This is a genomic window from Nonomuraea sediminis (assembly GCF_018531495.1).
In the GTDB taxonomy this organism is placed as follows: domain Bacteria; phylum Actinomycetota; class Actinomycetes; order Streptosporangiales; family Streptosporangiaceae; genus Nonomuraea; species Nonomuraea sediminis.
In genome coordinates, this window is sequence record NZ_JAHDTI010000019.1 from 105,178 (window position 1) to 130,051 (window position 24,874).

At 72.0% G+C, this 24,874-nt stretch carries 25 protein-coding genes and 1 pseudogene; 20 read left to right on the forward strand and 6 right to left on the reverse strand.

Annotation, left to right across the window (positions count from 1 at the left end):
* Positions 1-5 precede the first annotated feature (5 nt).
* The 11 genes from KIK09_RS50720 (at position 6) to KIK09_RS50770 (ending at position 7,565) form a co-directional block, all read left to right on the forward strand.
* Positions 6-173, forward strand: coding sequence for a thiocillin family RiPP (locus KIK09_RS50720; RefSeq protein WP_214326797.1), 168 nt, complete (start codon positions 6-8; stop codon positions 171-173).
* Between the two features lie 21 nt (positions 174-194).
* Positions 195-356 (forward strand): thiocillin family RiPP, encoded by a 162-nt coding sequence (locus KIK09_RS50725; protein WP_214326798.1) that lies wholly within the window; start codon positions 195-197, stop codon positions 354-356.
* Between the two features lie 14 nt (positions 357-370).
* Entirely contained in the window at positions 371-553 is a 183-nt protein-coding gene (locus KIK09_RS50730) for a thiocillin family RiPP (RefSeq protein ID WP_214326799.1), read from the forward strand.
* Between the two features lie 9 nt (positions 554-562).
* Positions 563-730 carry a thiocillin family RiPP gene (locus tag KIK09_RS50735; RefSeq protein WP_214326800.1) on the forward strand — a complete coding sequence of 56 codons (168 nt, stop codon included), beginning with the start codon at positions 563-565 and terminating at the stop codon, positions 728-730.
* A 64-nt stretch (positions 731-794) separates the two neighbouring features.
* On the forward strand, positions 795-1,868 hold the full coding sequence (locus KIK09_RS50740) for a hypothetical protein (RefSeq protein ID WP_214326801.1): 1,074 nt from the start codon (positions 795-797) through the stop codon (positions 1,866-1,868).
* Positions 1,865-4,228, forward strand: coding sequence for a lantibiotic dehydratase family protein (locus tag KIK09_RS50745; protein ID WP_214326802.1), 2,364 nt, complete (start codon positions 1,865-1,867; stop codon positions 4,226-4,228). Before KIK09_RS50740 ends, KIK09_RS50745 begins: the two co-directional genes overlap by 4 nt.
* Positions 4,229-4,247: 19 nt before the next feature.
* Positions 4,248-5,045 carry a lantibiotic dehydratase C-terminal domain-containing protein gene (locus KIK09_RS50750; RefSeq protein WP_214326803.1) on the forward strand — a complete coding sequence of 266 codons (798 nt, stop codon included), beginning with the start codon at positions 4,248-4,250 and terminating at the stop codon, positions 5,043-5,045.
* Between the two features lie 78 nt (positions 5,046-5,123).
* Positions 5,124-6,059, forward strand: a complete 936-nt coding sequence (locus tag KIK09_RS50755) for an ABC transporter ATP-binding protein (RefSeq protein WP_214326804.1) — start codon at positions 5,124-5,126, stop codon at positions 6,057-6,059.
* Positions 6,056-6,814 (forward strand): ABC transporter permease, encoded by a 759-nt coding sequence (locus KIK09_RS50760; RefSeq protein WP_214326805.1) that lies wholly within the window; start codon positions 6,056-6,058, stop codon positions 6,812-6,814. The genes KIK09_RS50755 and KIK09_RS50760 overlap by 4 nt, the downstream gene beginning before the upstream one ends.
* Before the next feature lie 2 nt (positions 6,815-6,816).
* Positions 6,817-7,242 (forward strand): hypothetical protein, encoded by a 426-nt coding sequence (locus KIK09_RS50765; RefSeq protein ID WP_214326806.1) that lies wholly within the window; start codon positions 6,817-6,819, stop codon positions 7,240-7,242.
* Positions 7,239-7,565 (forward strand): winged helix-turn-helix domain-containing protein, encoded by a 327-nt coding sequence (locus KIK09_RS50770; protein WP_214326807.1) that lies wholly within the window; start codon positions 7,239-7,241, stop codon positions 7,563-7,565. The genes KIK09_RS50765 and KIK09_RS50770 overlap by 4 nt, the downstream gene beginning before the upstream one ends.
* Here the strand turns inward: KIK09_RS50770 and KIK09_RS50775 are convergent.
* From KIK09_RS50775 to KIK09_RS50785, 3 genes are all read right to left on the reverse strand, one after another.
* On the reverse strand, positions 7,528-10,119 hold the full coding sequence (locus KIK09_RS50775) for a BTAD domain-containing putative transcriptional regulator (RefSeq protein ID WP_214326808.1): 2,592 nt from the start codon (positions 10,117-10,119) through the stop codon (positions 7,528-7,530). The two genes, KIK09_RS50770 and KIK09_RS50775, sit on opposite strands and share 38 nt — an antisense overlap.
* Positions 10,120-10,390: 271 nt before the next feature.
* A complete protein-coding gene (locus tag KIK09_RS50780) occupies positions 10,391-11,074 on the reverse strand; it encodes an alpha/beta fold hydrolase (RefSeq protein WP_250575127.1) in 684 nt (227 codons plus the stop codon).
* A 59-nt stretch (positions 11,075-11,133) separates the two neighbouring features.
* Positions 11,134-12,549, reverse strand: a complete 1,416-nt coding sequence (locus KIK09_RS50785; protein ID WP_214326810.1) for an aminotransferase-like domain-containing protein — start codon at positions 12,547-12,549, stop codon at positions 11,134-11,136.
* Positions 12,550-12,608: 59 nt separating this feature from the next.
* On the opposite strand from KIK09_RS50785, the gene KIK09_RS50790 reads away from it, so the two are divergent.
* The 6 genes from KIK09_RS50790 (at position 12,609) to KIK09_RS50820 (ending at position 19,685) form a co-directional block, all read left to right on the forward strand.
* On the forward strand, positions 12,609-13,772 hold the full coding sequence (locus KIK09_RS50790; protein ID WP_214326811.1) for a trans-sulfuration enzyme family protein: 1,164 nt from the start codon (positions 12,609-12,611) through the stop codon (positions 13,770-13,772).
* 684 nt (positions 13,773-14,456) lie between these two features.
* The gene (locus KIK09_RS50795) at positions 14,457-14,753 is read left to right on the forward strand and encodes an ArsR/SmtB family transcription factor (protein WP_308164790.1); all 297 of its coding nucleotides are present in this window, start codon (positions 14,457-14,459) and stop codon (positions 14,751-14,753) included.
* The gene (locus tag KIK09_RS58740; protein WP_250575128.1) at positions 14,753-16,045 is read left to right on the forward strand and encodes a pyridoxal-phosphate dependent enzyme; all 1,293 of its coding nucleotides are present in this window, start codon (positions 14,753-14,755) and stop codon (positions 16,043-16,045) included. Before KIK09_RS50795 ends, KIK09_RS58740 begins: the two co-directional genes overlap by 1 nt.
* A gap of 237 nt (positions 16,046-16,282) precedes the next feature.
* Positions 16,283-17,482, forward strand: coding sequence for a sensor histidine kinase (locus tag KIK09_RS60400; protein ID WP_214326812.1), 1,200 nt, complete (start codon positions 16,283-16,285; stop codon positions 17,480-17,482).
* A 4-nt stretch (positions 17,483-17,486) separates the two neighbouring features.
* Positions 17,487-18,152, forward strand: coding sequence for a response regulator (locus tag KIK09_RS50815; protein WP_214326813.1), 666 nt, complete (start codon positions 17,487-17,489; stop codon positions 18,150-18,152).
* A gap of 96 nt (positions 18,153-18,248) precedes the next feature.
* Positions 18,249-19,685 carry a nitrilase-related carbon-nitrogen hydrolase gene (locus tag KIK09_RS50820; RefSeq protein WP_214326814.1) on the forward strand — a complete coding sequence of 479 codons (1,437 nt, stop codon included), beginning with the start codon at positions 18,249-18,251 and terminating at the stop codon, positions 19,683-19,685.
* A 329-nt stretch (positions 19,686-20,014) separates the two neighbouring features.
* Here the strand turns inward: KIK09_RS50820 and KIK09_RS50825 are convergent, their stop codons facing one another.
* Together KIK09_RS50825 and KIK09_RS50830 are read right to left on the reverse strand one after the other, a co-directional pair.
* Complete coding sequence (locus tag KIK09_RS50825) at positions 20,015-20,587, reverse strand: YbhB/YbcL family Raf kinase inhibitor-like protein (RefSeq protein WP_214326815.1); 573 nt, start codon at positions 20,585-20,587, stop codon at positions 20,015-20,017.
* A 191-nt stretch (positions 20,588-20,778) separates the two neighbouring features.
* A complete protein-coding gene (locus KIK09_RS50830) occupies positions 20,779-21,648 on the reverse strand; it encodes a 4Fe-4S domain-containing protein (protein WP_214326816.1) in 870 nt (289 codons plus the stop codon).
* Between the two features lie 172 nt (positions 21,649-21,820).
* Here KIK09_RS50830 and KIK09_RS60405 point away from each other — a divergent pair.
* The 3 genes and pseudogenes from KIK09_RS60405 to KIK09_RS50840 form a co-directional block, all read left to right on the forward strand.
* A pseudogene (locus KIK09_RS60405) lies at positions 21,821-21,889 on the forward strand (hypothetical protein); the annotation flags it as partial.
* A 271-nt stretch (positions 21,890-22,160) separates the two neighbouring features.
* On the forward strand, positions 22,161-23,006 hold the full coding sequence (locus KIK09_RS50835; RefSeq protein ID WP_308164792.1) for an RNA-guided endonuclease InsQ/TnpB family protein: 846 nt from the start codon (positions 22,161-22,163) through the stop codon (positions 23,004-23,006).
* Positions 23,007-23,129: 123 nt separating this feature from the next.
* Positions 23,130-23,603 (forward strand): MarR family winged helix-turn-helix transcriptional regulator, encoded by a 474-nt coding sequence (locus tag KIK09_RS50840; protein ID WP_250575129.1) that lies wholly within the window; start codon positions 23,130-23,132, stop codon positions 23,601-23,603.
* Between the two features lie 355 nt (positions 23,604-23,958).
* On the opposite strand, the gene panB is transcribed toward KIK09_RS50840, so the two are convergent.
* On the reverse strand, positions 23,959-24,780 hold the full coding sequence (panB, locus tag KIK09_RS50845; protein ID WP_214326817.1) for a 3-methyl-2-oxobutanoate hydroxymethyltransferase: 822 nt from the start codon (positions 24,778-24,780) through the stop codon (positions 23,959-23,961).
* Positions 24,781-24,874: the final 94 nt, after the last annotated feature.

Genomic DNA, 24,874 nt, shown 5'->3' on the forward strand with positions numbered 1-24,874 from the left:
AGCAGATGGAAGAGCACGACCTGGAGCTGTACGCCCTGGGTGACTCGCTGGAACTGGAGTCACTGGCCGAAGCCAACGCCCTGGCGTCGATCTCGTCGTCGGGCTCGGCGTCCACGACGTCCTGCCCGCTGTCGACGGCCTCGTCGTTCAGCAGCTTCTCCAGTTACACCTGATCCCCCTTTAGGAGTTGGCACATGGAGCAGATCGAGCTCTACGCGTTCGACGACGCGCTCGACGTGGAGGAGCTGCCGGCGGGTAACGCTCTCGGCTGCTTCTTCTCCTCGGCGTCCGCATCCACGGCGTCCTGTCCGCTGAGTTCCGCCAGCTGTGTCGGGACTGCGTCGACCTTCTCGTAGAAGGAGCAACCCGCATGACACACGACAACCACGACATCGAGCTGACAGCGATCGAGCTGCCCGCGGGCGGTCTCGAGATCGAGCAGCTGGACGAGGCCGCCGCGCTGGGCACCTTCGGCACCTCCTCCACCGTCAGCACGGGCAGCTGCCCGTTCAGCAGCGCCATGACCGTCATGTGCGCCAGTAGCTCGAGCTAAGGAGTCGCTATGACCCCCGACCAGATCGACCTCTACGCGATGGACGAGGGCATGGCTCTGGAGGGCCTGCCTGAGGGCACGGCCCTCGGCAGCTTCTCCAGCTTCACCTCGGCGGGAAGCCTGTCGTGCCCGTTCACCTCGGCTTCGAGCCTCACGACGGCCGCCTGCCTGGGCTGACGGCCGCAAGGACGACGGGCTGGGGCCGGCGCGGCCCCAGCCCTCCCGATCCAAGGACCAGGTGATGATCAGCGCACCGAAACTCCGGGACGACCTGGAACTCCTCACAGGGATGGACGACCGTCCGCTCGTCTACGACCCGATCACCGGCACCTACCACCGCGTGACCCCGGCCGCCCGCGTGGTGCTCGGCCATCTCGACGGCACCAGGACCCGCGAGGAACTGGTGGCGCTGCTCGGCGGCGGCGAACCGGGCCGGCTCGAGGCCTTCCTGGCCACGCTGGAGGAGAGCGGGCTGCTCGTCGGGTCCGACCCGCCGGAGAAGCCGCGGCGCGGCCGGATCAACACCTCGCTGTTCATGCCGCGCGTCGTCATCTCCCGCGCGCTGCCCAGGCTGCTCGAGCCGCTCGCCGCCATGCTGCGCCGCCGGAACCCGCGGGTGCTGGTGGCCCTGTTCGCGCTGGGCGGGCTGGCCGGGTATCCGCTGGCGGTGGTGAGGACGAGCACGGAAGGGCTGTCGTTCCCGCAGATCGCCGGGCCCGCCTTCGTCCTGGCGGCGGTACTGCAGCTGGCGCTGATGTTCGTGCACGAGACCGCGCACGCCCTGGTGGCCCAGGTGCTGAGGGTGCCGGTCCGCGGCCTGGGCGTCGCGCTGCTGTTCTACTTCATGCCGCTGGCCTACGTCGACAGGACCGACGCCTACCGGCTGCGCGGCCGCGGCGGGCGGATCGTGCTGTCGCTGGCCGGGGTCATGAGCGACGGCTGGTTCACGCTCGTCACCGCGACCGTCGCCTTCACCACGAGCGGCCTGCCGCACCACACCGCCTCGATCATGCTGGTCTTCCAGCTGCTCGGCCTGGTGATCAACCTCAACCCGCTGCTTCCGAGCGACGGCTACACCGCGATCGAGGCCGCCACCGGCCTGGTCGACCCGCGCGGCAGGGCGTTCACGCTGCTCGGCAGCAAGATCATCCCGCGCCCGCTGCCCGAATACCTCACCAACCTGCCCGCCAGGGCGCGCCTGGCCTACCTCGCCTACGCCTCGATCTCGGCCGCCTACATCTGCGTGCTCGCCGTATCAGTCGTGTCGGCCCTGCCCTGGGTGGTCAGGGCCGCGCTCGCGGCGGTGGGCCCGTGAAGGCGCACCTGTCGGGCCCCGTCATGGCGCGGGTCGCCGGGCTGCCCGCCGACGTGCTCGACCTGGCCGCCGCCCCCACCGCCGGCCTGCTCGCCGAGCTGGCCAGGATCACCGACGAGCTGGACGAGCTGGCCCCGCGCCTCATCGAGGCGCTGTTCGCGCTGGTGCCGCGCCTCGACGACGACGTGCCGCTGCGCCGCCAGGTGCTGGCGGGCAAGCGCGCCGCCAACCGGCTCGCCACGCTGCCCTGGGACGACGACGTCGAGCGCCGCGTCCGCGCCCGCCTCGACCCGGCGGCCCGCGTGTCCGCCGACACCTGGATCAGGCTGAGCCGCAGCCGGGACGACCTGGCCGACAAGCTCGCCGCCCAGCTGGCCGCCGACCGCGCCCAGGCGCTGTCCACCCTGCGCGCCGCCCTCGACCGGCCCGAGTTCGCCCGCTCGCTGGCCCTGGCCGCGCCCGATTGGATCAGGTACGGCAAGCGCGACACCCCCCGCCACCGGCAGACCCTGTACTCCTACGTCTCGCGCGCCGCGGTCAAGACGAGCCCGCTGTCGGGCCTGACCACGGTCGGCCTGGCCGGGACCACAGGCCGGGGCCAGGCCCGCAGCCGGGCCGCCACCACCCTCGCCCACCAGGCGCTGTGGCACGTGGCGCACCAGGAGGAGAGCGCGGGCCTGCTGCGTTACCGGCCCGCCACGCTCAAGGGCGAGTACGCCCTGCACAGCGAGGTCGTCGAGGCCGAGGGCATCATCTGGCGCCAGGACCGGGTCGTCGAGGCCGACCACGCCCGCCCCTGGCTCGACCGCCTCGACGGCGACACGCTCACCCTGGCCGAGATCACCCGGGCCGTCGGCGGCGAGCGGCCGTTCACCCGGTTCCTGCGGCTCATGGACAGCGGGCTGCTGCACCCCGTCCCGCCGTGGAAGCGCGACGAGGACCCCTTCCAGGCGCTGGCCCGGGTCCTGGGCGACGCCCCCGAGGCGCGGGCGGTCGCCGAGATCGGCGAGCTCGGCGGCGGCGCTTGGCGCGGCGACGTGCCCGAGCGGTTGGCCGCGGGGGCGGAGGTGGGCGAGCTGTCCAAGGCCTGGACGGGCCGGCCCAAGGGGCTGATCTACGAGGACCGTGAGACCGACCTGGCGCTTCCCGACCCGTGCGCGCTGCCCGCCGTACAGGAGGACCTGGCGGGGCTGACGGCGCGGATCCGGCCGTGGGTGTTCCGCTCGCACGTCTACGACCTGCTGGTGGAGCGCTTCGTGGCCGAGTTCGGGCGCGGCGGCGCGTGCCGGGACCCGCTGGACTTCCTCATGCGGCTGGTCGTCGACGGCGACGCCAACCCGCCGCTCGAGCGGGCCGCGGCGCTGGACATGAAGGCCAGGCCGCGGCCGGGGGAGCGGGCCTGGCTGCCGGTGGGGCCGACCAGCGCGCCGCCGGGCACCGCGCTGCTGTTCCAGATCGAGGCCGCGAGCCAGGCCGAGGTGGAGGCGGGCCGCTACCGGCTGGTGGTCAACAACTTCGGCTACGGCGGCGGCGGGCTGTTCAGCCGGTTCGGCACGCTGCTCGGCGAGGGCGTGCGCGGGCCGCTGGCCGAGCACGTGGCCGCCTGCTGGCCCGGCGGACACCGGCGCGAGCTGGTCGCCTGGACCGAGTGCAACACCGTCCAGTCCGAGTGCACCGGGCTGCTGCCGCCGCTGGTGCTGCCGGGCGAGGTCGGCGGACCCGGCGGGATCACGCTGGAGGGCACCACGCTCGCCCATGACCAGGAAACGGACACGCTCTCGCTCTTCGACATGGGCGGCGAGCCCATCGGGCTGGCCTACCTCGGCCTCATCCCCAACCACATCCTGCAGTCCTACGTCCGGCTGCTCGCCGTGCTGGCGGACCCGTGGATCAACGCCGCGCCGCACTCCGACTACACGATGGGCAGAGCGGGCGAGCTGCAGGCCGCCTGCGGCGCGGACGTGGTCGCGCTGCCGCGCGTCGCGCAGGGCAGGGTCGTGGTCAGGCGGGCCTCGTGGGTGGCGCCGATCGGCGCCCTGCCCGAGCCTGGCGACGACGACGCGGCCCTGGCCATGCGCGCCGACCGCTTCCGCCGCGCGCACGGCCTGCCGGAGGAGGTCTTCGTGCACCAGCTCGGCGGGGCCTCGATGGGCATGGCGGGCGAGCGCAAGCCGCTGTGGGTGTCGCTGGCCTCGCCGCTGTCGATCGGCATGCTCCACCAGTGGCTGCGGCCCGGCACCACGCACGTGCGGATCGTGGAGGCGCTGCCCGAGCGGCACCTGCACCCGCAGCTCGACAGGGAAGGCCGGCGCAGGGCGGTCGAGTACGCCGTCCTCGTCCGCTGGCCACGGCAGCGCTGATTCCTTCAGGGGGACTGAGATGGACTGGTGGTACGTCCGCGCCTACCCGGGCGGATCCGACCTCATGGACCCTGCCACCCGGGTGCTCGTGCCCTGGCTGCGCGACCAGGCCGCCCGCGAGGGCGCCGGGCGGTGGTTCTTCATCCGCTACTGGGACCTGAGCGGCTACCACCTGCGCCTGCGGCTGAGCTGCCCGCCCGACGGCGTCGACCGCCTGCACGAGCGAGTCCCCGAGGTGGAGCGGCTGCTCGGCGGGTTGCGGGCCGAGCCGTACGAGGCGCTCGTGCGCGGCGAGTTCCCCGGCACGCTGCCGAGCCATCGGCGCGCGCGGCCCTGCCTGTACGCGCCCGAGCTGGGCAAGTACGGCGGGACGGCGGGCGTGGCGCTGGCCGAGGAGCTGTTCACCCGCGGCTCGGCCTGGTACCTCGACGCCGGCGTGGCCGGGCTCGAACGGGCGCGGGCCAGGGCCGGGCTGGCGCTGGCCTACATGCGCGGCCTGGTGAGCGCCGCGCTGCCCGACCCCGCCGCCTTCTGGGCCGCGCACCGGCGGCAGTGGGGCTGGCAGCTGCGCATGGCCGTGCCCGGCCAGGAAGAGCTGCGCGAGCGGGTCGTCCGCGTGCACGGCACGCCCGCCCCCGGCGGCGTGGACCTCGACGGGCAGATCGCGAACGTCGTCGAGACCCTCGACGCGGCCGAGGCCGCCTGCGTGCCGGTGACGCGCGCCGAGCTGCTGCTCAACTACCTGCACATGGACCTCAACAGGTGGGGCTTCGTCCCCGCGGAGGAGTGCCTGCTCGGCCTGGCGGCTGCCAACTAAGAAAGTACTTGCCAAGTTGGAAAGTAGATATCAGTATGGAAAGCGATAGGCCAGGCACGACCAGAGAGAGGAATCTCCATGCACGACCTGGCGGTCGTTTTCGACGACGTCGTCAAGCGCTACGGCGAGGTCACCGCCGTCGACGGGATCTCGCTGACCATCGCGAGCGGCGAGGTGTTCGGCCTGCTCGGCCCTAACGGCGCGGGCAAGACCACCAGCATCGAGACCCTGGCAGGGCTGCGCAGGCCCACCTCGGGCACGGTGCGCGTGTTCGGCTTCGACCCGATCGAGCAGCGCGACCAGGTGCGCCGCGTGGTGGCGGTCCAGCCGCAGCACGCCGCCCTGTTCGAGCAGCAGACCGTGGAGGAGCTGCTGCGGGTGTGGGCCTCCTTCTACCGCTCGCCCGCCGGTGTCGACTCCGTCATCCGGCGGCTCGGGCTGGGTGACTCCCGGCGCGTCCGCGTCGCCAAGCTCTCCGGCGGCCAGCGCCAGCGCCTGCTGGTAGGCACCGCGCTGATCTCCAGGCCCCGGCTGCTCGTCCTCGACGAGCCCTCCACCGGGCTCGACCCCAACGCCCGCCAGGACCTGTGGGACGCCATCCGCGCCCACCGCGACGACGGCGGCACCGTCCTGCTCTCGACCCACTCCATGGAGGAGGCCGAGCAGCTGTGCGACCGGGTCGGCATCATGCACCAGGGCAAGATCGTGGCCTGCGGCATGCCCGCCGAGCTCGTCAGCCGCTTCGCCCCCGAGCAGGAGCTGCACTTCACCGTCAGCGCCGACCGCGACCTGGAGGGCCTGCGTGCCCGGGCCGACGTGATCGAGCTGACCGCGCACGCGCGCGACGGCCAGACCCGCGTACGGCTGCGCACCGCCGATCCCGACGCGTTGTTCCCCGTCCTCACCGGCGCGCTGGGAGCACGGCAGATCCAGACCAGGGACGCCGGACTCGAGACCGTCTTCCGCAGGGTCACCGGCCGTGCCTTCGCCGACTTCGACGAGGTGACCTCATGACCTCCGCCACCCGCGAGCTCATCGGCCTGCACGCGCGTGAGCTGCTGCGCGACCGCCGCTACTTCTGGTTCGCGCTGCTGTTCCCGTTCGGGATGGCCGGGATCTTCCTCGGCATCGCCCAGCTCCTGCCCGAGGGTGGGCCGGACATGCCGGACTTCAAGCAGGTGGTGGTGCCGATGGCGCTCTTCCTGGCCGTCACCGGCGCCTCCCTGACCGTCACGGCGGGACCGCTGGCCGCCATGCGCACCAAGGGCACGCTGCGGCTGCTCGGCACCACTCCGGTCGGCCGGGCCAGGCTGCTGCTCACGCACATGCCGATCCGGCTGGCCATGGTGGTCGTGCAGGCCGTGCTGGTGCTCGCGCTCGCCCTGGCCATCGGGGCCGTCCCGGTGTCTGCGCTGCCCGCGCTGCTCGGGATCACGCTGCTCGGGCTGGCCATGTTCGGCAGCATCGGCTACCTGATCGGCGGGCGGATGAACTCGCCGGACGCCGCCACCAACGTGGGCACGCTCGTGCAACTGGGAGCGCTGTTCCTGAGCGGTCTCGCGTTCCCGCTGTACCTTTTCCCGCATGGCGTGGCCGACGCGCTGAGCCTGCTGCCCAGCTCGTTCTTCGCCGACCTGATGGCCACGCAACTGCCGGGCGGCCGGCCGTTCCACGAGGTGTGGGTGTCGGTCGCGGTCGTCGCGGGCACCACCGCGGTGGCGGCGCTGCTGGCGGTCAGGACGTTCAAGTGGGACCAGGGAGAGGTGTAGCCGTGGACAGGGAGCAGGCGCGGCAGGCGCTCGAAGGGGTCGACGCGCTGGCCGCGGGGATGCGGGCCAAGGCCCGCTCGCGCGCCTGGCTGGCGTTCGGCCTCGGCGTGGCGGCCGCGGTGATCCTCGTGGTGTTCGGCGTGCTCGTGCCGCAGCCCGCCTCCTACGCCATCACCGGAGTGGGCATCGTGCCGCTGATGACGCTGGTGATCTACACGGCGACCCGCCCGGTCGTGCCGCGCCACTACCGCACGCTCTACGCGCTGTGCACCACCACCGGCGCGCTGCTGTACTCGGTCGTGGTGACCGTGGGCTCGGCCGTCTTCCCCGGCTCGCTGGCATGGTGGCTGCCGGGCGCGCTGGTGACGGCCGTACCCTTCTTCCTCGTGGGATATCTGGACCTGCGGGCGACGAGAAGGCAGCCGTGAGCCACCCTAGGTGGGAGCTGGACGAGACGATCCATGCCCCGGTGCGCTTCTCGATCGTGGCCGCGCTGGCAGCCGTCGACTCGGCCGACTTCCGCGCGCTGCGCGACACGATCGAGGTCACCGACTCGGCGCTGTCCAAGCAGATCTCCACGCTGGAGGCCGCCGGCTACGTGAAGGTCAGCAAGACCTTCATCGGCAAGCGGCCGCGCACCTCGCTGTCGCTCACCCCGGCGGGCAGGGCCGCCTTCGAGCGCCATCTGCGCGCCCTGCGCGAGATCGCCGAGGTCACGGTCTCCGAGGGTCCTCGGGCAGCGGACCGTTGAGGAAGTCCTGGGCCATCCGGGCCCGCGCCACGATCCTGGCCAGGCCCGAGGTGCGGGCCAGCTTCTCGGCGCTGACCAGGTTGGAGTAGGCGGTCTGCGGGTCGCCGAGCAGGATGCCGGTGGTGCCCAGGTCGAGCAGGATGTCCGATTCGGCGAGCCGGTCCCCGATGCGGGTGGCGATCTCCAGCGCGCGCAGCAGCTCGGGGTAGGCCTGCTCCGGGTTCCCCTCCCGCGCGGCGAGTACGGCCAGGCCCCAGCGGATCCGCACCTCCGGCCGCAGGCACCCGCCCTGGCGGCACAGCTCGAGCGCCCGCTCCAGGTGTTCCCGCCCTTCCCGCGTCTCGCCGGTCGCGTGCAGCACCAGGGCCAGCCCGCCCACCGCGTCGGCCTCCGCCACCGGGTCGCCGCACTCGCGCAGCAGCCCGGCCGCCTCCAGGTAGGTGCCGTGGGCGCGCTCCCAGTCCTGGCGGAAACGGTCGAGGTCGCCCAGGAGGCGCAGCGTCAGGCCGCGCCCGTGCCGGTCGCCCAGCTCGGTGAAGTGGCGCGAGGCCTGGTTGAGCAGCTCCCTGGCGCCCATCGTGTCGCCGGTCAGCATCGCCCGCTCGCCGAGCGAGTACAGCAGCGCCGCCTCGCCGCGCCGGTTGCCCCTGTCACGGACGCAGGCCAGCGCCACCTCGTGGGTCTCCAGCCAGAGGTCGAAGCACGCCCGCATCTCGAACACGGCCAGCGGGGCGATCGCCAGCTCCCAGCACGACTCGTCCAGCCCCGCCCTGGCGGCCCGCCGCACGGCCGCCGCGACGCGCTCCAACGCGACCGCGTCCGCCACGTCGTGATCCGGTCGCGGAGCGGGTGGTGCCACCGGGTGGCGGGGCGCGTGGCCGCGGGGGATGGCGTGGTCGCGGCCGCGCAGGTGGGCGTGGGCGCGGTCGGTGAGGGTGAGCCAGGTGCCGAGGGCGCGTTCGACGGCGGCCGTCCTGGCGGGCTCCGGATCCTCGGCCGCGGCACGTTCGGCGGCGAAGCCCAGGAGCAGTTCGTGGCAGCGGTAGGCGAACCCGCCGCCCTCCGCCGGGCCCTGGGTGATCAGGAAGTGCTGCTCGGCCAGCTCGGCCAGCGACGTCTCCGCCGCGTCGACGGGCACGTCGATCAGGGCGGCCGCGACGGTGGTGGACACCTCTGGCTCGCCGTACCAGCCGATGGCCCGGACCAGCGCGCGCAGGCCGGGGGAGAGCGCCTCGTAGCCCCGCCGCAGGGTAGGGCGCATCGCCTGACCGTCGTGCCGCAGCGTGTCCAGGATCGTCGCCGGGTCGCCGAGCCGGTCGGCCAGGCGCCGCAGCGGCCAGTGCGGACGGGCCGCCAGCTTGGCCGCCGCGATCCTTAACGCGATCGGCAGCCCCGCGCACAGCTCCACGATCCGGTCGGCCGCCTCCGGCTCCGCCCCGATCCGCTCGTCCTGGCCGCCAAGCGCGGTGACGAGCAGGCGCCCGGCGTCGGCGGGCGACAGCGGCGGTACGGCGACGCGGGACGTGCCGGGCAGCAGGGCGAGAGGGGAACGGCTGGTGGCCAGGACCGCGCTGCCTCCGTCGCCCAGCAGGAACGGGCGGACCTGGTCGGCGTCCAGCACGCCGTCCAGGAAGACGAGGACCCGTCGCGAGGCCAGCACGCCGCGCAGCAGCCCCGACCTGGCCGCCACACCCGAGGGGATCTCCCGCACCCCGAGTGCGGTCAGGAAGCTGCCGAGGACGTCCTCCGGTGACGACAGGTCCTCGGCGTACAGCTGCCCGTCGGGGAAGTCGGCCCGGTGGGCCGCCTCCAGGGCGAGCGCCGACTTGCCCGCCCCGCCCTGGCCCGTGACCACGACCTGCCCGCCGCCGCGCAGCGCCCGCGCCAGCCGGTCGAGTTCGGCCTCGCGCCCGATGAGCCACTCCGGCCGCCCGGGCAGCTGGCGCGGCACCGGCACGTCCAGCTCGTCCTGCTCGGGGCCCGGCAGGGTGAGGCCGCCGAGCTCCAGGCCGTCGCGCGGGTCGAGGGCGGGATCCTGGCGCAGTACGCGCAACTGGAGCTGCTGCAGGTCCGAGCCCGGATCGGTGCCGAGCTCGTCGCGCAGCAGGCCCTCAAGTCCTGAGTACACCCGCAGTGCCTCGCTGCCCCGCTGGGCCCGGTAGAGCGCGAGCATGAGCTGGCCGTGGAAACGCTCGCGCAGCGGATACTGCGCGGTCAGATGCCGCAGCTCGGCGATCACCTCCCGGTGCCGCCCGAGCGCGAGGTCGGCGTCGACGCGGTCCTCGACGGCCGCCAGGCGCCGCTCGTTCCACTCGGCGGCGGCGGTCACCGACGCGGCGCTGTCGAGCCCCGCCAGGGCGGGCCCGCGCCACAGCGCGAGCGCCGTACGCAGCGTGCGGGCGGCAGCCTCATGGTCGCCCGACCGCGCGGCCGCGCGCGCCTGCTCGTACAGCCGCGTGAAAACGAAAGCGTCGACCCGGTCGTCGCTGGCCGCCAGCGTGTACACGTTGTCGTGCACGTCGATGACCACTCCGTGCTTTCTGAGTTCCCCCACGCCGCGGTGCACCTGATTACGCGCGCTTTTGCTCGGTGTATCCCCATAAATCACATCGACGAGCGTGTCGACGGACGCCGAATAGGCCGGTCTCAGCAGCAGATGCGCCAGCACCGCCCGGGAACGCCGGGTGGTGAGCCGGACCTCGTCCCCCCTCTCCCACATGACCGGCGGCCCCAGGATGCCGAAACGGATTGGCGACACATCGCCCCCCTATGAGTGCCGCCCTAATTATCCGGAAACGGATTGACTTTGTCCCTGTCTGGTACTCCTACTTTCCCGTCAACTTGCGCAAGGCCGCTGTCACCGCCGCGGGATCGACGAGCTGGTGCAGGTGGTGGCCGGGCGTCCGCAGGACCGGCCAGCCCCGCCGCCGCGCCTCCTCCGCGAACGTCTCGTACGGCGGGCCGTACCACAGGTAGCCGCACCGCCCGCGGTCCCACCCGGCGGGCACGGGCACGAGCTGGGTGTAGTAGTCGAGCGGCAGCCGCGGCTGCTCGGCCACCACCACGGCCCTGGTCTCCGCGTCGGGGAACATCGGCGCCACGTCCTCCTCGCTCCACCATTCCGTCCAGCGCGGCAGCAGCCCCTGCTCGTCGGCCAGCCCGCGCAGGAACGGCTGGAACTCCTCCTCGGCCACCCGCACCAGCCCCTCGCGCGGCGGCAGGTGCGCGTCGGCGAACACGCACGCCTCCACCCGCTCGCCCAGCCCCTCCCTGATCGCGGGCAGGAACAGCCCAGCGTTGCTGTGCGCCACCAGCGCGACCCGACCCTCCGGCGTGGCCGCCCGCACCGCCTCGACCACGGCGGGCCAGTACGGCGGGCCGCCCCGGGTCACGCCGGTCAGGTCGGGCACCACGGCGGCGTGGCCCGCCCGCTTCAGCGCGGCGGCCACCGGCGCCCAGGTCGACGGGCCGACGGCGGGGCTGTGCACGAGCACGAAGGTCGACTGCATGCCCCCACCCTGGTCCATCGCCCGACTCCGGGAATCCTGATCAGCCCAGAGCTGACCGCTCAGACGATCAACTGATGCCTGGCCGTGGGGTGGCGCGTGCCGTCGTAGGCGGCCCAGGCCTCGGCCAGGCGTTCGACCGCCAGCGTCAGCTCTTCCTGGGGGAAGAGGAAGTGCAGGCGCATCCGGTCGGCCAGCCCGCCCAGGGGATCGAAGGACCTGCCCGGTGCCACGGCGACGTCGTGCCTGAGCGCCACCTGGGAGAAGGAGTCCACGTCGCCGCGCGGGATCCGCACCCACAGGGTCTGGCCGCCGAGCGCGGGTTCGAACGTCCAGGTCGGGAGCCGGGAACGCAGTTCGGCGCACAGGTGGTCGTGGTTGGCGCGCAGCCGGCCCACCCTGGCCTGCCGTACCTCGTCGAGGCGGCGCAGCAGGAAGGCGGCGGCCAGCTGGGAGACCACCTCACCGCCCAGGTCGTGGACCGCGCGCAGCCTGGCCAGCCGGGAGATCAGCGGCGCCGTGGCGCGGATCCACCCCACGCGCAGCCCGCCCCACACCAGCTTGCTCATCGAGGCGATCGTGATGACGTGCTCGGCGCCGCTCGCGGCGTAGCGGGCCAGCGGCGCGGGCGTCTCGCCCGAGAAGCAGAGCTCGGCGTTGACCTCGTCGTCGATCAGCGGCGCGTCGAGCGCGGCGGCCCGCGTGACCAGGCGGTGCCGCTCGGGCGGATCCATGATCGAGCCCGTGGGGTTGCTCGCCGTGGGCACCACGTAGATCGCCGCGGGCCGGTCGGGGGAGCCGAGCGGCTTGACGATCGCGGCGGCGTGACGGAAGACCTCCAGCGCTCCCGGATACGTCGGCGCCTGGGTGAGCACGGTGTCGCCGGGCGCGAGCAGCAGCGTCGCCAGCAGCGTGAGCGCCTGCTGGGCGCCGGTCGTCACCAGGATCTCCTGCGGCGTGGTGGGCAGGCCGCGGTCGCGGTAGTAGGCGGCGACCGCCTCGCGCAGCACGGGATTGCCGGCAGGCTGGTAGCCCAGGTCGCGGGTACCGGACAACCGCGCGGCCGCCTCCTGGTAGGCCTCGACCATCGCCTCCGGCGGCTCGTCGGGGGCCGCGCAGGTCAGCAGCTGCACGCCGTCCGGCGGATGCAGGATGTGCAGCAGCAGCGGGTTGGCCACCACGCTGTCGGCGGTGCGGGTGGCGGGCAGGTTGAGCGGGGCCACCCGGGTGCCGCTGCCCTGGCGGCGCACCACGCGGCCCTCCTGCTGCAGCAGGTCGTAGGCGGCCACCACGGTGCCGCGGCCGACGGCGAGGCGGGTGGCCAGGACCCGGTCGGGCGGCAGGGGCTCGCCCGAGGGCAGCACGCCGTCGTCGATCAGGGCGCGGAACCTGGCCGCGAGCAGCAGGTAGAGCGGCCCGCGACCGGACGCCCACCGCCCGAGCAGGTCGACCAGATCATCGAGATTGGCCCCATTCATGGACCAATTCTGCCGCATTGGATCTGAACTTCCTTCCCGATTCCGGAGAAGCTGGTGGCATGAGACCAGACACCAGGGCCGTTCACCTGCCGCAACCCCCGATCGAGGGCAGCCGCCCCATCAGCGTGCCGATCTACCAGACCTCCGGCTTCGTGTTCGACGACCCGGCGGTGATGGCCGACGGGATGAGCCGCCCCGACGGTCCGTTCGTGTACGGCCGCTACACCAACCCCACCGTCCGCTCGCTGGAGGAGGCCGTCTCCGGCATGGAGGGCGGCGCCGGGGCCATCGCCACCGGCTCGGGCATGGGCGCGATCAACACGGTGCTGCTCGGCCTGCTCAAGCCGGGCGACCACCTGATCGCGCAGAAGGCGCTCTACGGCGGCACCGCCGCCATGATCAACGAGCTGGTCGGCCGCTTCGGCATCACCGTCAGCTACGTGCCCGAGGACGACCCCGCCGCGCTGCGCGCCGCCGTACGCCCCGAGACCAGGCTGGTCTACCTGGAGACCATCGCCAACCCCATCGCCCAGGTCGCCGACCTGCCCGGCATGTGCGCCGCGGCCCGCGACCTCGGCATCCTCTCGGTGGTCGACAACACCTTCGCCTCGCCGATCCTGTGCCGCCCGATCTCGCACGGGGCGGACATCGTCCTCCACTCCACCACGAAGTACCTGTCCGGCCACACCGACGTCGTCGGCGGCATCGCGGTCTTCGCCGACGAGGCGCTGTGGAAGAAGGTGTGGCACTTCTCGATCGAGCTCGGGGCCTCCGCCGACCCGTTCGCGGCCTGGCTCACGCTGCGCGGGATGCAGACGCTGGCGCTGCGGATGGAGCGGCACTGCTCCAACGCCCGCCTGCTGGCCACCCGGCTCGCCGAACACCCCGCCGTCTCCGCGGTCCACTGGCCCGGGCTGCCCGGCCACCCGTCCTACGAACTGGCGGCCAAGCTCCTGCCGGACTTCGGCGGGGTCTTCGCCTTCGACCTGGCCGGTGGGCGGGAGGCGGGGGAGAAGTTCATGAGCTCGATCCGGCTCGCGCTGCTCGCGCCGTCGCTGGGCGGGGTCGAGACGCTCGTCCTGCACCCGGCCACCACGTCCCACCGCTCGCTCAGCGCCGCCGAACTGTCCCGCCACGGCATCACCGAAGGCACGGTGCGTATCGCTGTCGGCATCGAGCACCCCGAGGACCTCTGGGAGGACATCTCCCAAGCCCTGCCGTAACTTCATCTCACCGCTCGTACGGGACTCCATCTCACCCCTCATACGGCAAGGCCGCCGCCACCGCCACCCACCGCACTCCGGCCGGGCCCTGTCCAGGGAGACGCTCCTCCAGCGGCGCGCGCTCACCCGCCGCAACGCCCCTCAGAACCCACGTCCCTCGGCCCCCGCTCCTCCGCCGCATTCCGCCGACCACCGTCTCGCCGCCCTGGCGCTTGGAAGACCCTTGTGACCTGGGCGCGAGAGAACCGCGAAACCCGACTCCCGTCGACCGGGCGTCCGGAAACCCTTCGGGATCTGGGCGCCCGGGGATACCTCCTGGCCCGGGGCACCGTCCTGGTGTGTCGCATGGAACCCATGTCTCGCGGCCCTTGGTTTCCCGCCGCACAGGGCGCCGTGTTTCGCCGACCACAGTCTCGCCGCCCCGGCGCCTGGAAGACCCTCGTGACCCGGGCGCGAGGGGCCAGCGTCCCGCCGACCCCGCGTCCTGAAACTCTCGGTTTCCAGGCGTCCGGGGAAGCCTCGTACCCGGGCGTCCGGTAACTGCGGAATCCGCGTCCCTCCGCCCCTGCGCCTGGGAAGCTCCAGCGCCAGGGAAACCCTGGCGCCTGGAGCCCTCGCGTCGTGTGCCTGGAATTTCGGGAGCGTGGGTTGACGGGAGGGTTAGGGGATTAGGAAAATGCCTAAGTGCTGTCCGAGATGCAGGCGCTGGCGAGTCGGCCCAGGTTGCTGATCCTGGAGTGGTTGAAGGATCCTGTGGCGCACTTTCCGCCCCAGGTCGACGGGGATCTGGTGGCCGATGGGGTGTGCTCGCTGTTCATCGCGCAGAAGCTCGGGATGACGCAGCCGAGCGCCACCGGTCACCTCAAGATTCTGGAGCGCGCCGGGCTGATCAGGGGCAAGCGGATCAAGCAGTGGGTGTTCTACCAACGGGACGAGCGGCGGATAGCCGAGCTCAAGCGGACCATCGACCAGGAGCTGTGATGATACTTCCGGATGTACGGGCGGCGGCCGAGCGGATTCGCGGGCACGTCCTGCGGACGCCCGTCTACGAGGTGGCGCCGGGGCTGTTCTTCAAGCTGGAGCAGTTGCAGCATTCCGGGTCGTTCAAGGTGCGCGGGGCGTTCAACCGGATCCTGTCGGCGGGGAAGCTGCCCGAGGCCGGGGTCATCGCGGCCAGCGGCGGCAACCACGGGCTGGCGGTGGCGTACGCGGCCAGGTCGCTGGGCGTACGGGCGGAGATCTTCGTGCCGACCGTGACGAGCCCGGTCAAGGTGGCGGGGCTGCGGGCTCTGGGCGCCCACATCACACAGACGGGGTCCATCTACTCGGAGGCCGCCGAGGCCGCCGCCAAGCGCGCCGCCGAGACCGGGGCGCTGGAGGTGCACGCCTACGACCAGCCCGAGGTCGTGGCCGGCCAGGGCACCGTCGGCCTGGAGATCATGGAACAGACGGGCGGCGTCGACACGATCCTGGTGGCCGTGGGCGGCGGTGGCCTCATCGCCGGCATCACCCTCGGCTCGGGAGCCTTGAGAGTCGAGGGCGTTCAAGAGGCCGGAACCGCCACGGGTCAGCCCGGGATCGTGTCGGCCACGGCTACAGAAGGTGGCACCGTCTCCGATGCGGGCAACGCGCGTGGCGCGGTTGGGGAGGCCCGCGGTGAGGCGGGGAACGTGCGGGGTGCGGGTGGGGAGGCCCGCGGTGAGGCGGGGAACGTGCGCGGTGCGGGTGGGAACGCGCGTGGCGCGGTTGGGGAGGCCCGTGGTGAGGCTGGGAAAGCCCGTGGTGAGGCTGGGGAGGCTCGCGGTGAGGCGGGGAACGCGCATGGCGTGGCGGGTAGCGCACGTGGTTCGGCGGGGGAGATCGGCCGTGAGGGGGGAAGCCGTGTGTTGCGGGGTGAGGGTGGGCCGCGGGTTGTGGCGGTGGAGCCGGAGTTGACGCATGCGATGCACAGCGCGTTGGAGGCGGGTAGGCCCGTGCCCGTGAAGGTGAGCGGGGTGGGGGCCGACGCGCTCGGCGCCACGAAGGTGGGGGTGTTGGCGTACGACATCGTGTCCCGTGCCGGGGTTGAGAGCGTGCTGGTGTCCGACGAGGCGATCATCGAGGCTCGCCGTACGCTCTGGGAGGAGCACCGACTGGCCGTCGAGCACGCGGGGGCGACGGCCTATGCCGCGTTGCTGGCGGGCGCGTACGTGCCTGAGCTGGGAGAGCGGGTCGCGGTGCTGGTGTGCGGGTCGAACACCGATCCTGCCACGCTGGTTCAGCGGCAGGGGTGACCCGAGGGCACGTATCCGGGGGAGCGGGTGGTGGTGGTGTGTGGGTCGAGCACCGATCCGGTCACGCTGGTTCAGTCGCGGGGGTGACCCGAGGGCGCGTATCCGGGGGAGCGGGGTGGTGGTGCTGATGCGCGGGTTGAACACCGATCGGGCCACGCTGGTTCAGTCGCGGGAGTGACCTGTGGGGTCGCTCTCGGGAGCGATGCCGGGCAGGAAGCGGACATCTAGACTCGCCCGGTGGAGTTCCGGCGTGTCGATCTCGCGATCGCGGGGGCCGTTACCGCGGCCACCGTGATCCCGGTGCTGGTGCCGAGTCCGCGGGCCTGGTGGGTGATCGGGCTGGCGGTGTTGGCGTCGGTGCCCGTGTACTGGGTGCGGCGCGCGCCCATCTGGGCCAGCCTGGTGGTGGGCCTGGCCATGACCGCGATGGTGCTGTGGGAGAAGCCGCTGCTGCCGTTCGGCCCGCTGGTGGGTCTGTACACGATCGCCGCGCAGAGCACGAAGACGCAGCGGCTGGTCGTGGTTCCGGTGACCGCGGTGATCGTGACGGCCTCGCTTCTGGTGCCGCACGAGGACTCCGAGGCGTGGCGATTCGTCGGCACCTCGTTCGTGGCGGCCTATGCGCTCGGGCTCGGTACCAGGGCGCGCCGTGCCAGGGCCGCCGAGATGGCCGAGCGCGCGCGGCGGGTGGCGGTGGAGCGGGCGCGGGCCGCGGCGGAGGAGCGTACCCGCATCGCCCGTGACGTGCACGACATCGTCACCCACTCCGTCGGGCTGATGGTGGTGCAGGCCGAGGCGGGTCCTGTGGTGCTGCGTTCCGATCCGGCCAGGGCCGAGCACGCCTTCGACACGATCGCCGAGACGGGCCGCGCCGCGTTGCTCCAGCTCCGCGGGCTGATCGGGACGCTGCGCGCCGAGCGGCCCGGCCTGGCCGCGCTGCCCCAACTGGTCGAGCGCATCGCCAGGACCGGGCTGCGGGTCGACCTCGTCGCCGACGGGGAGCCGCGGCCTGTCCCCGACGAGGTCGACGTCGCCGCCTACCGGATCGTCCAGGAAGCGCTGACCAACGTGCTACGGCACTCGTCGGCGCAGGCCGTACGCATCAGGCTGGCGTGGGGAGAAGTCCTGCACGTGGAGATCGCCGACGACGGCGGGCTGGTGCGCGCCGAGCCGGGCGGGCACGGGCTGAAGGAGATGCGGGAGCGGGGCGAGCCGGGCACGTTCGGGCAGAGGAGGATGCCGGAGCGGGCCGAGTCGGGCGGGTTCGGGCTTGGGGGAATCCGGGAGCGGGGCGAGTCGGGTGGGTTCGGGCTCCGGGAGTCGGGTGGGTTTGGGTTGAGGGGGATGCGGGAGCGGGTCGAGGCCTGTGGTGGGAAGTTCCGTGCGGGGGCCGGGGCTGGGGGTTTCGTGGTGTCGGCCGAGCTTCCTGTTGGATGAGGGCATGCTGCGCGTGCTGATCGTCGACGACCAGGACCTGTTCCGGGCCGGGTTCGCCATGATTCTTGGCGCGCAGCCGGACATCGAGGTGGTGGGCGAGGCCGGGGACGGGGCGGACGCCGTGGCCGCGGCCGTCGAGCTGGCGCCCGACGTGGTGTTGATGGATGTGCAGATGCCCGGCATGGACGGTGTCGAGGCGACCGCGCAGATCTGTGCGACGACGTCGGCGAAGGTGCTGATCCTCACCATGTTCGACCTGGACGAGTATGTCTACGGGGCGCTTCGGGCGGGTGCGAGTGGATTCATCCTCAAGGACATCCGGCGGGACGAGCTGGCCCACGCCGTTCGGGTGGTCGCCGCGGGGGAGTCGCTGCTCGCGCCCGCGGTCACCCGGCGGCTGGTCGAGGACCTGGTACGGCGGCCCGGTCACGGCGTAGCGCCGAGGCTCGCGGCCCGGCTCGAGGCGCTGACCGAGCGGGAGTCCGAGACGCTGCGGCTGGTGGCCGCGGGGCGCTCCAACGCTGAGATCGCCGCGCGGCTCGTCGTCAGCGAGCACACCGTCAAGACCCACGTCAGCCGCATCCTCACCAAACTCGACCTACGAGACAGGGTCCAGGCAGTGGTCTTCGCCTACGAGTCGGGGCTGGTGGTCCCCGGGAGTGACGCCTGAGATCGCGCGGTGGTGCTGGTGGTCCTGGGGAGTGACGTCGGAGATCGCGCGTGGGGGCGATGATCTGGAGGGTGGTGGGGGCGGAGCATCGACGGCATGTGGAAGCCGTTCGCGGTCGTGTTGTCGGCCGTTCTCTTCGTTCTGGGCACCGGGCTGCATCCGGTGCCGTGGTTCACCTGGCTCGCGGCGCTGCCGGTGCTGGTGGTCGCGGCGCGGGTGCGGTTCCGTGCGGCGCTGGTGGCGGGGTTCGCCGCGTGGGCGCTCGGACAGGTCCCCATGTGGGGATATTTCCTGAATGTGGTGGAGATGCCGCTCCCGGTTCTGGCGCTCAGCCAGCTGGCACCCTCCCTGCTGTTCGGCCTGCTCACGGCGGGCTTCAGCACCCTGGTACGGCGAGGCCGCCCGGTCTCCGCCGCGCTGCTCGTCCCCGCGGGGTGGGCCCTGGTGGAGTACGCGTTCTCCGTCGCGATGCCGCACGGCGCCTGGTGGAGCCTGGCCTACACGCAGGCCGACCTGCTGCCGGTCCTGCAGACCGCTTCGCTCACCGGCGTGTGGGGCGTCACGTTCCTGCTGCTCGCCGTACCCTCGGCGATCGCCGCCGCGCTCTCGGGTACGGCGGGGCGGCTGCGGCTCGCGCTCACCTTCGGCACCGTGGTGGCCGTGGCGCTGGCCTACGGCACGTTCCAGCTCCTGGGTACCGCTCCGGCGGGTGGCCCCCGGATCGCCCTGCTCGTCACCGACCACCCCAACGACACGATCCCGGTCGACACGGCGGAGGGCCGCGACCTGGTGGCCCGCTACGCCGCCCGCGCCGAGGCCCTGGCGGCGAGCGGGGTGCGCACGATCGTGCTGCCGGAGAAGACGTTCCGCGTCGGACCCCGGACCATGGCCGCGCTCGCCCCGCTGAACCGCGTCGCCACCCGCCACCGGGTGACCATCGTGGCGGGCCTGGTGCAGGAGAGGGGACAGGGCGCGAACAACGTCGCCCTCGCCCTGCCGTCGGGCGTGCGGTACGTCAAGAAGCACCTCATCCCCGGCGTCGAGAACGAGGTCCAGCCGGGTGAGGGCGCGCCCGCCCTGCTCCCGGGCACAACGGAAGGCCTGATCATCTGCAAGGACCTGGACTATCCCGAACTCGTCCGCGCCTCCCGTGCCAGGGGCGCGACCGTGCTCTACGCACCCGCCTGGGACTTCGTCGACGACGGCTGGCTGCACGGCCGCATGGCCGTCACCCGCGGCGTCGAGTCGGGCATGACCGTGGCACGCGCCGCCCGAGCCGGAACCCTGGTCGTCAGCGACCCACGCGGCCGCATCGTGGCCGAAACCACCAGCGACGGCGACTTCGCCACCCTCACCACATCCCTGCCCGGCCCGGTGGCCCCCACGCCCTACTCCCGCCTCGGCGACTGGTTCCCGTGGGCATGCGCGGCCATACTCGCCGCGACCCTCGCAACCACAGCCCTACGCCGCCACCCCAAACCCCCCGCCCACCAGACCACCCCCCACCCACAACCAACCACAGCCACCCACTAGCGCTACGCCCCACCCACGATCCCGCTCCCGAAACACGCCCACGATCCCGCTCCCGGAACTCGCCCGCGATCCCGCTCCCGGAACTCGCCCGCGATCCCGCTCCCGCAACTCGCCCGCGATAACGTTCGCGGGACCTGGGACTGTCCGATCTCCGGCCGGCGGGGAGATCCCGCCGGAGCGGTTGCTGCAGGTCTGTGGCGTCTGCTGGGCGGACAGGAGGCTAGATCCACCGTTTCCGGAACACGCACGCCCCAGGACCTTGCCCACGGTGGCGCTGTGGGCTTGAACCGGCGTAACGGGAAGTTCCAGCGTCGCGCCGTCGGTGCGGCTCAGCGTGTGTAGAGACCGTCGAGGCGGCCGCGGGCCAGGACCGGGCCGCTGACGGTGGCGAGCACCGCCCCGGGCTTGGCCGTGTCCAGTGGCGCGTCGCCTTTCGCCGAGGTGATGGCGGTGGGCAGGGCGAACAGTTGGAAGACGTAACGGTGCAGGCCGTGTCCCTTGATCGGTTCGGGCCCCAAGTAGCCACGCCCCATTCCTGAGCGAAGTACCCGCACTCCCTGGACCGGACTCCCCGCGTTCAAGGCTCCGGTGGGCAGCGTGACGAGATCGGGTTCGAGCAGGGCGACACAGTGGACGAACGGGGTGCGGGTGGGGGAGTCGATGTCCTGGACGACCAGCAGCAGTTGGGCGGTGGCTTCCGGTGTGGCGCTCCAGGCGAGAGCAGGAGAGCGGTTCTCGCCGCCGGCGCGCTTGCCGACGTGGGCCTTGGGGATGACGCTCCCGTTCTCGAAATCGGAGCTGTGAAGGCCCAGCACCTCGGGTCCTGCCATGGCGGGGAGGTGCCAGGCCAGATTCGCTTCGCCGGCGCGCTTGTTCTTCAGCAGGGTTCCCAGGATCGTCATGGTGTCCTTGTCTGTCGCACGTGTTGGGTAGGTCTCCGGGGCGGATTGCTCGCTGAGCCGACGATGTTCGGCATCCGTCCGCGCGGGTGCCGTCGCGTCCGGTTCGCGCATCTCGGGCGACGGCCGGCCATAGGGCGGTTGGAGGTCGTGGCCGATGCGGTGCGGGCCTCGGTGCCGGTTGGGCCGGTCTCTCACCAGCGGACGGCCGTGAAGTCGATCGGCCTGGGCCGTAGCGGTCGCGTGCGTTCTGCCAGCGCTCGCAGCCGCCGGGACATCTCGTCGGTGGCCAGGCGGTGGCGGTCACCGTGGCCTGGCAGGATCCATTGGAATCGCAACCGCCCGGCCGTCCTGGCCAGGGAGGTGGCCAACTCCTCGATGGAGTACCAGGTCACGCTGTCCGCGACTTCCAAGTCACCGGTGGTGCGTGACCAGTAGAAGCTGTCTCCGCTGAAGCAGTAGCGGTCATCCGCGAGGTAGAGCACGCTGCCCCGGGTGTGGCCGGGCAGTGGATGGGCGGTGACCCCCTCGCTGATCTCCAGAGGTTCGAGACCCCGGATCACGTGGTCCGCGTCCGGTGCCGCGTCGAGGTCGCCCTCGTGGATCCACAGCCGGGCGCCGAAATGGTCCGCGTAGCGGCGGCCGTGTGCGGCGTGGTCCCGGTGGGTGAGCAGCACATCGGTGACGAGGCCCGATGTCGCGTAGCGCTCGGCGAGCCGTCGGCTCCAGCGGGGTGTGTCGATCATCATCGCCGTGCCGGAGGGCCGCAGCAGCAGGTAGGAGTTGGCCCCGGCGGTGTGCCGGGAGTTGTGCCCGCACATCAGGACGTCGTTGTCCAAAGCCATCGGAAAGGGGTCGAGGGCCTGGTCCGGCTGCCCGGACGCCGGGCGGATCGAGCGGGTGGGGCAGGCGAAGGCGGCCGCGTGGAGGCGCCGTGTCTCCGCCTCGTCGTTCGCAGGGCGCAGGATCCGTGACCTTCCTCCGGCTTCGCCGATCAGGCCGGGCGCGAGCTGTCGGGCGGTATCGCAGTTGATGCAGCGGTCGTCCACGTACCAGCCGTCCATCAAGTTCTCCCGAGGGGACCGTCGTCTTCAGGCGACGGGGGAATCGGGAGCGGGAGGGCCGTCAAGGCCCGAGTGTGCGGTGACCTGCCAGATTCGCGCATCCAAGTCTCCTTCCGGGTTTGTCGGTGCCGACCGGTAGCGTTGATCACTGCGGTTCGGGTTGGGGGTGGGTGTGCGCAGGTCGTTCAAGTTCCTGCTGCGCCCCACCAGCAGGCAGGCCGCCGCGTTGACGGCATGCCTGGAGGACCATCGGGTGCTTTACAACGCTGCTCTCGAACACCGTCGTACGGCCTACCGCAGGGCGGGTGTGACGGTTGGGTACGGTGACCAGTCCGGCGAGTTGAAGCACATCCGGACCGAGGACCCCGACGGGCAGGCCCGGTGGTCGTTCTCTTCCCAGCAGGCCACGCTCCGCAGGCTGGACAAGGCGTTCCGTGCGTTCTTCGACCGCGTCAAGGCCGGTCGCACGCCCGGGTTCCCCGCGTTTCAAGGGGCGGGGGTGGTTCGACACGGTGGAGTGGCCCAAGGATGGCGACGGCTGCCGGTGGGACTCCCAGCCTCACCACCTGAGCGCCACGTTCGTGCGCCTTCAGGGCGTTGGGCAGGTGCGGGTGCATCGGCACCGTCGTGTGCTGGGCAGCGTCAAGACGATCAGCGTGAAGCGGGAGGGCGCCCGCTGGTTCGTGGTGCTGTCGTGCGATGAGGTGCCCGCCCGGCCTCTGCCGGCGACGGGTGCGGTAGTGGGCGTGGACATGGGTGTTGCCTGGCTGGTCACCACCAGCGACGGCTGGCACGTGGCCAATCCGCGTCACCTTGCCGCGACCGCCGACCGTCTCGCCGCTGCACAGCAGGAGCTTGCCCGCAGGAAACGCGGCTCCAGGCGGCGCCGAAAGGCTGTTGCACGGGTTGCTGCGCTTTACGCAAAGGTGCGCCGTCAGCGTCTTGACGGCGCACATAAGGCGGCGCTCGCGCTGGCCCGCGACTACGACGTGATCGTGCATGAGGATTTGCAGATCGCCAACATGACCCGGTCGGCCTCCGGCACCGTGGACGCGCCCGGCACCAACGTGGCCCAGAAGTCGGGTCTCAACCGTTCGATCCTGGACGCGGGTTGGGGGGTGTTCCTGACGGTCCTGTCGCACAAGGCTGAAAGCGCCGGTCGAGAGGTGATCGCAGTGAACCCCGCCAACACCTCCCGCGCCTGTGCCCGATGCGGGCACTGCGTGAAGGAGAACCGTGTCACCCAGGCCGAGTTCCGATGTACGGCATGCGGGCACGAGGCGCACGCCGACGTGAACGCGGCGATCAACATCTTGAGGGCAGGGCTTGCCCTTCGCCAGGCTGCGGAAGCGGCTTAGCGAGAAGCCGCTCCCTTCAGAGAGCGGAGGAGTCACTGCCCCTTCCAAGTCGCAGAAGCAGAGCATCGGATACAGTAGCTTCATCACTAAGTATCTTAGCCGCGAAGATAAATGGGACCACGCATGCCCGTCAAACCGCAGGACGACCAGAATGACGAACTGGCCAACCGGATCATTGCCTCCATGACGGACCTCGCCGGAGCTCTGGGACGCCTGAACGACCTGATCGCCCAGCAGCTCGGCATCGCGCAGACCGATCTGCTCTGCCTGCACGTACTCAACCGCGCAGGAGCCTGCACCGCCGGCGCTCTCGGCTCTCAGCTCGGGCGCACCACCGGCGCGGTCACGCACATGATCGACCGCCTGGAGAAGGCGGGATATGTCCGGCGCAAACCGGACCCGACGGACCGCCGCCGGGTACTCGTCGAAGCCTGGGCGCCAGGACTCGAACGAATCGCTTCGTTCTACGAAGGGATGGACGCCCGCAGCCGCCAATTGATGGCCACCTTCTCCGGCGACCAACTGGCGGCGATCCACACCTTCCTGCTGGGCAGCTACGAGAGTGCGGCCGAAGAGTGTGATCGCCTGATTCGGTAGCGAGGTCCCGCCTCGAGTATCGGCACCTTGCCCGCGGTCCCGCTCCTAGGACCTCACCTGGGCCCGCTTTCGGGGCCTTGGTCCACGGTTGTGCTTCCAGGCGCCGGGTCGGTCAGGAGAGGTACGGCGAGGTCCGGCGCCCCGTGCGGCGGGTCAGGGGGCCGTGGGACACGGGTCACGAAGCGCCGTGACGGCGGGAACCGTCACCGACTCGCCGCAAGCGCCGGGCTGAGGTCCTCAGCCGAAGTACGGCGGGCGGCCGGTTCCGGCAGCCCGCCGTACAACAGATCGTCGAACATGAGATCGCCGTACGGCGGGCGGCCCGTCGTGCAACAGCCCGCCGTACGGACGGGGGTCAGCTGTAGGTGTGCTCGGGACCTGGGAACGCGCCGGTCGCCACGTCGGTGGCGAAGGCGCGGACGGCGGAGTCGAGCACCGCGCGTACGTCGGCGTACTGCTTGACGAAGCGCGCCGGCCGCGGCGTGAGGCCCGTCATGTCCTGCCAGACCAGCACCTGCGCGTCCGTCGAGGGACCGGCGCCGATGCCGATCGTGGGGATCGACAGCGACGTGGTCACGCGGGCGGCCAGGTCAGCGGGGACGCACTCGAGCACCACCCCGAACGCGCCCGCCCGCTCCATGTCCTTGGCGTCGGCCATCAGCTCGTCGCCCGCCTGCCCGCGGCCCTGCACCCGGTAGCCGCCGAGCGCGTTGACCGACTGCGGCGTGAGCCCGAGGTGCGCCATCACCGGGACTCCGGCCGACACCAGCGCCTCGACCTGCGGGAGCACACGGCGCCCGCCCTCCAGCTTGACCGCGTGCGCGCCCGCCTCCTTCATGAAGCGGGCCGCCGACTCCAGCGCCTGCGCCGGCGAGGACTGGTACGACCCGAACGGCAGGTCGGCGACCACCAGCGCGCGCCGCGACCCGCGCACGACCGCAGCCGTCAGCGGCAGCAGGTCGTCGACCGTGACAGGGAGCGTGGAGTCGTAGCCGTAGACGACCATGGCCGCCGAGTCGCCCACCAGCAGGACCGGAATGCCGGCCTCGTCGAACACGCGGGCCGTCATCGCGTCGTAGGCGGTGACCATCGGCCACTTCTCGCCGGATTCCTTGGCCGCGGCCAGATCGCGGACTGTGACCCTCCGTTGGGACGTGCCGCCGTACAGAGAGGACATGTGAAGCCTCCAGAAAGGTCTCGAGTCGCCCCAGTGGCGTACCCGGACGCCTCCGATGGTCTCACGAGGCGATATCCAGTGGCGAAACTGTCAG

What these genes read in the sequence shown, in the direction of transcription:
- KIK09_RS50820 (WP_214326814.1), top strand. Translation starts at nt 18,249, where the DNA reads ATGTGGAAGCCGTTCGCGGTCGTGTTGTCGGCCGTTCTCTTCGTTCTG.
- KIK09_RS50790 (WP_214326811.1), top strand. Translation starts at nt 12,609, where the DNA reads ATGAGACCAGACACCAGGGCCGTTCACCTGCCGCAACCCCCGATCGAG.
- KIK09_RS50725 (WP_214326798.1), top strand. Translation starts at nt 195, where the DNA reads ATGGAGCAGATCGAGCTCTACGCGTTCGACGACGCGCTCGACGTGGAG.
- KIK09_RS50730 (WP_214326799.1), top strand. Translation starts at nt 371, where the DNA reads ATGACACACGACAACCACGACATCGAGCTGACAGCGATCGAGCTGCCC.
- KIK09_RS50830 (WP_214326816.1), bottom strand. Translation starts at nt 21,648, where the DNA reads ATGGACGGCTGGTACGTGGACGACCGCTGCATCAACTGCGATACCGCC.
- KIK09_RS50815 (WP_214326813.1), top strand. Translation starts at nt 17,487, where the DNA reads ATGCTGCGCGTGCTGATCGTCGACGACCAGGACCTGTTCCGGGCCGGG.
- KIK09_RS50780 (WP_250575127.1), bottom strand. Translation starts at nt 11,074, where the DNA reads ATGCAGTCGACCTTCGTGCTCGTGCACAGCCCCGCCGTCGGCCCGTCG.
- KIK09_RS50760 (WP_214326805.1), top strand. Translation starts at nt 6,056, where the DNA reads ATGACCTCCGCCACCCGCGAGCTCATCGGCCTGCACGCGCGTGAGCTG.
- KIK09_RS58740 (WP_250575128.1), top strand. Translation starts at nt 14,753, where the DNA reads ATGATACTTCCGGATGTACGGGCGGCGGCCGAGCGGATTCGCGGGCAC.
- KIK09_RS50740 (WP_214326801.1), top strand. Translation starts at nt 795, where the DNA reads ATGATCAGCGCACCGAAACTCCGGGACGACCTGGAACTCCTCACAGGG.
- KIK09_RS50785 (WP_214326810.1), bottom strand. Translation starts at nt 12,549, where the DNA reads ATGAATGGGGCCAATCTCGATGATCTGGTCGACCTGCTCGGGCGGTGG.
- KIK09_RS50735 (WP_214326800.1), top strand. Translation starts at nt 563, where the DNA reads ATGACCCCCGACCAGATCGACCTCTACGCGATGGACGAGGGCATGGCT.
- KIK09_RS50755 (WP_214326804.1), top strand. Translation starts at nt 5,124, where the DNA reads ATGCACGACCTGGCGGTCGTTTTCGACGACGTCGTCAAGCGCTACGGC.
- KIK09_RS50840 (WP_250575129.1), top strand. Translation starts at nt 23,130, where the DNA reads ATGCCCGTCAAACCGCAGGACGACCAGAATGACGAACTGGCCAACCGG.
- KIK09_RS50750 (WP_214326803.1), top strand. Translation starts at nt 4,248, where the DNA reads ATGGACTGGTGGTACGTCCGCGCCTACCCGGGCGGATCCGACCTCATG.
- KIK09_RS50825 (WP_214326815.1), bottom strand. Translation starts at nt 20,587, where the DNA reads ATGACGATCCTGGGAACCCTGCTGAAGAACAAGCGCGCCGGCGAAGCG.
- KIK09_RS50720 (WP_214326797.1), top strand. Translation starts at nt 6, where the DNA reads ATGGAAGAGCACGACCTGGAGCTGTACGCCCTGGGTGACTCGCTGGAA.
- panB (WP_214326817.1), bottom strand. Translation starts at nt 24,780, where the DNA reads ATGTCCTCTCTGTACGGCGGCACGTCCCAACGGAGGGTCACAGTCCGC.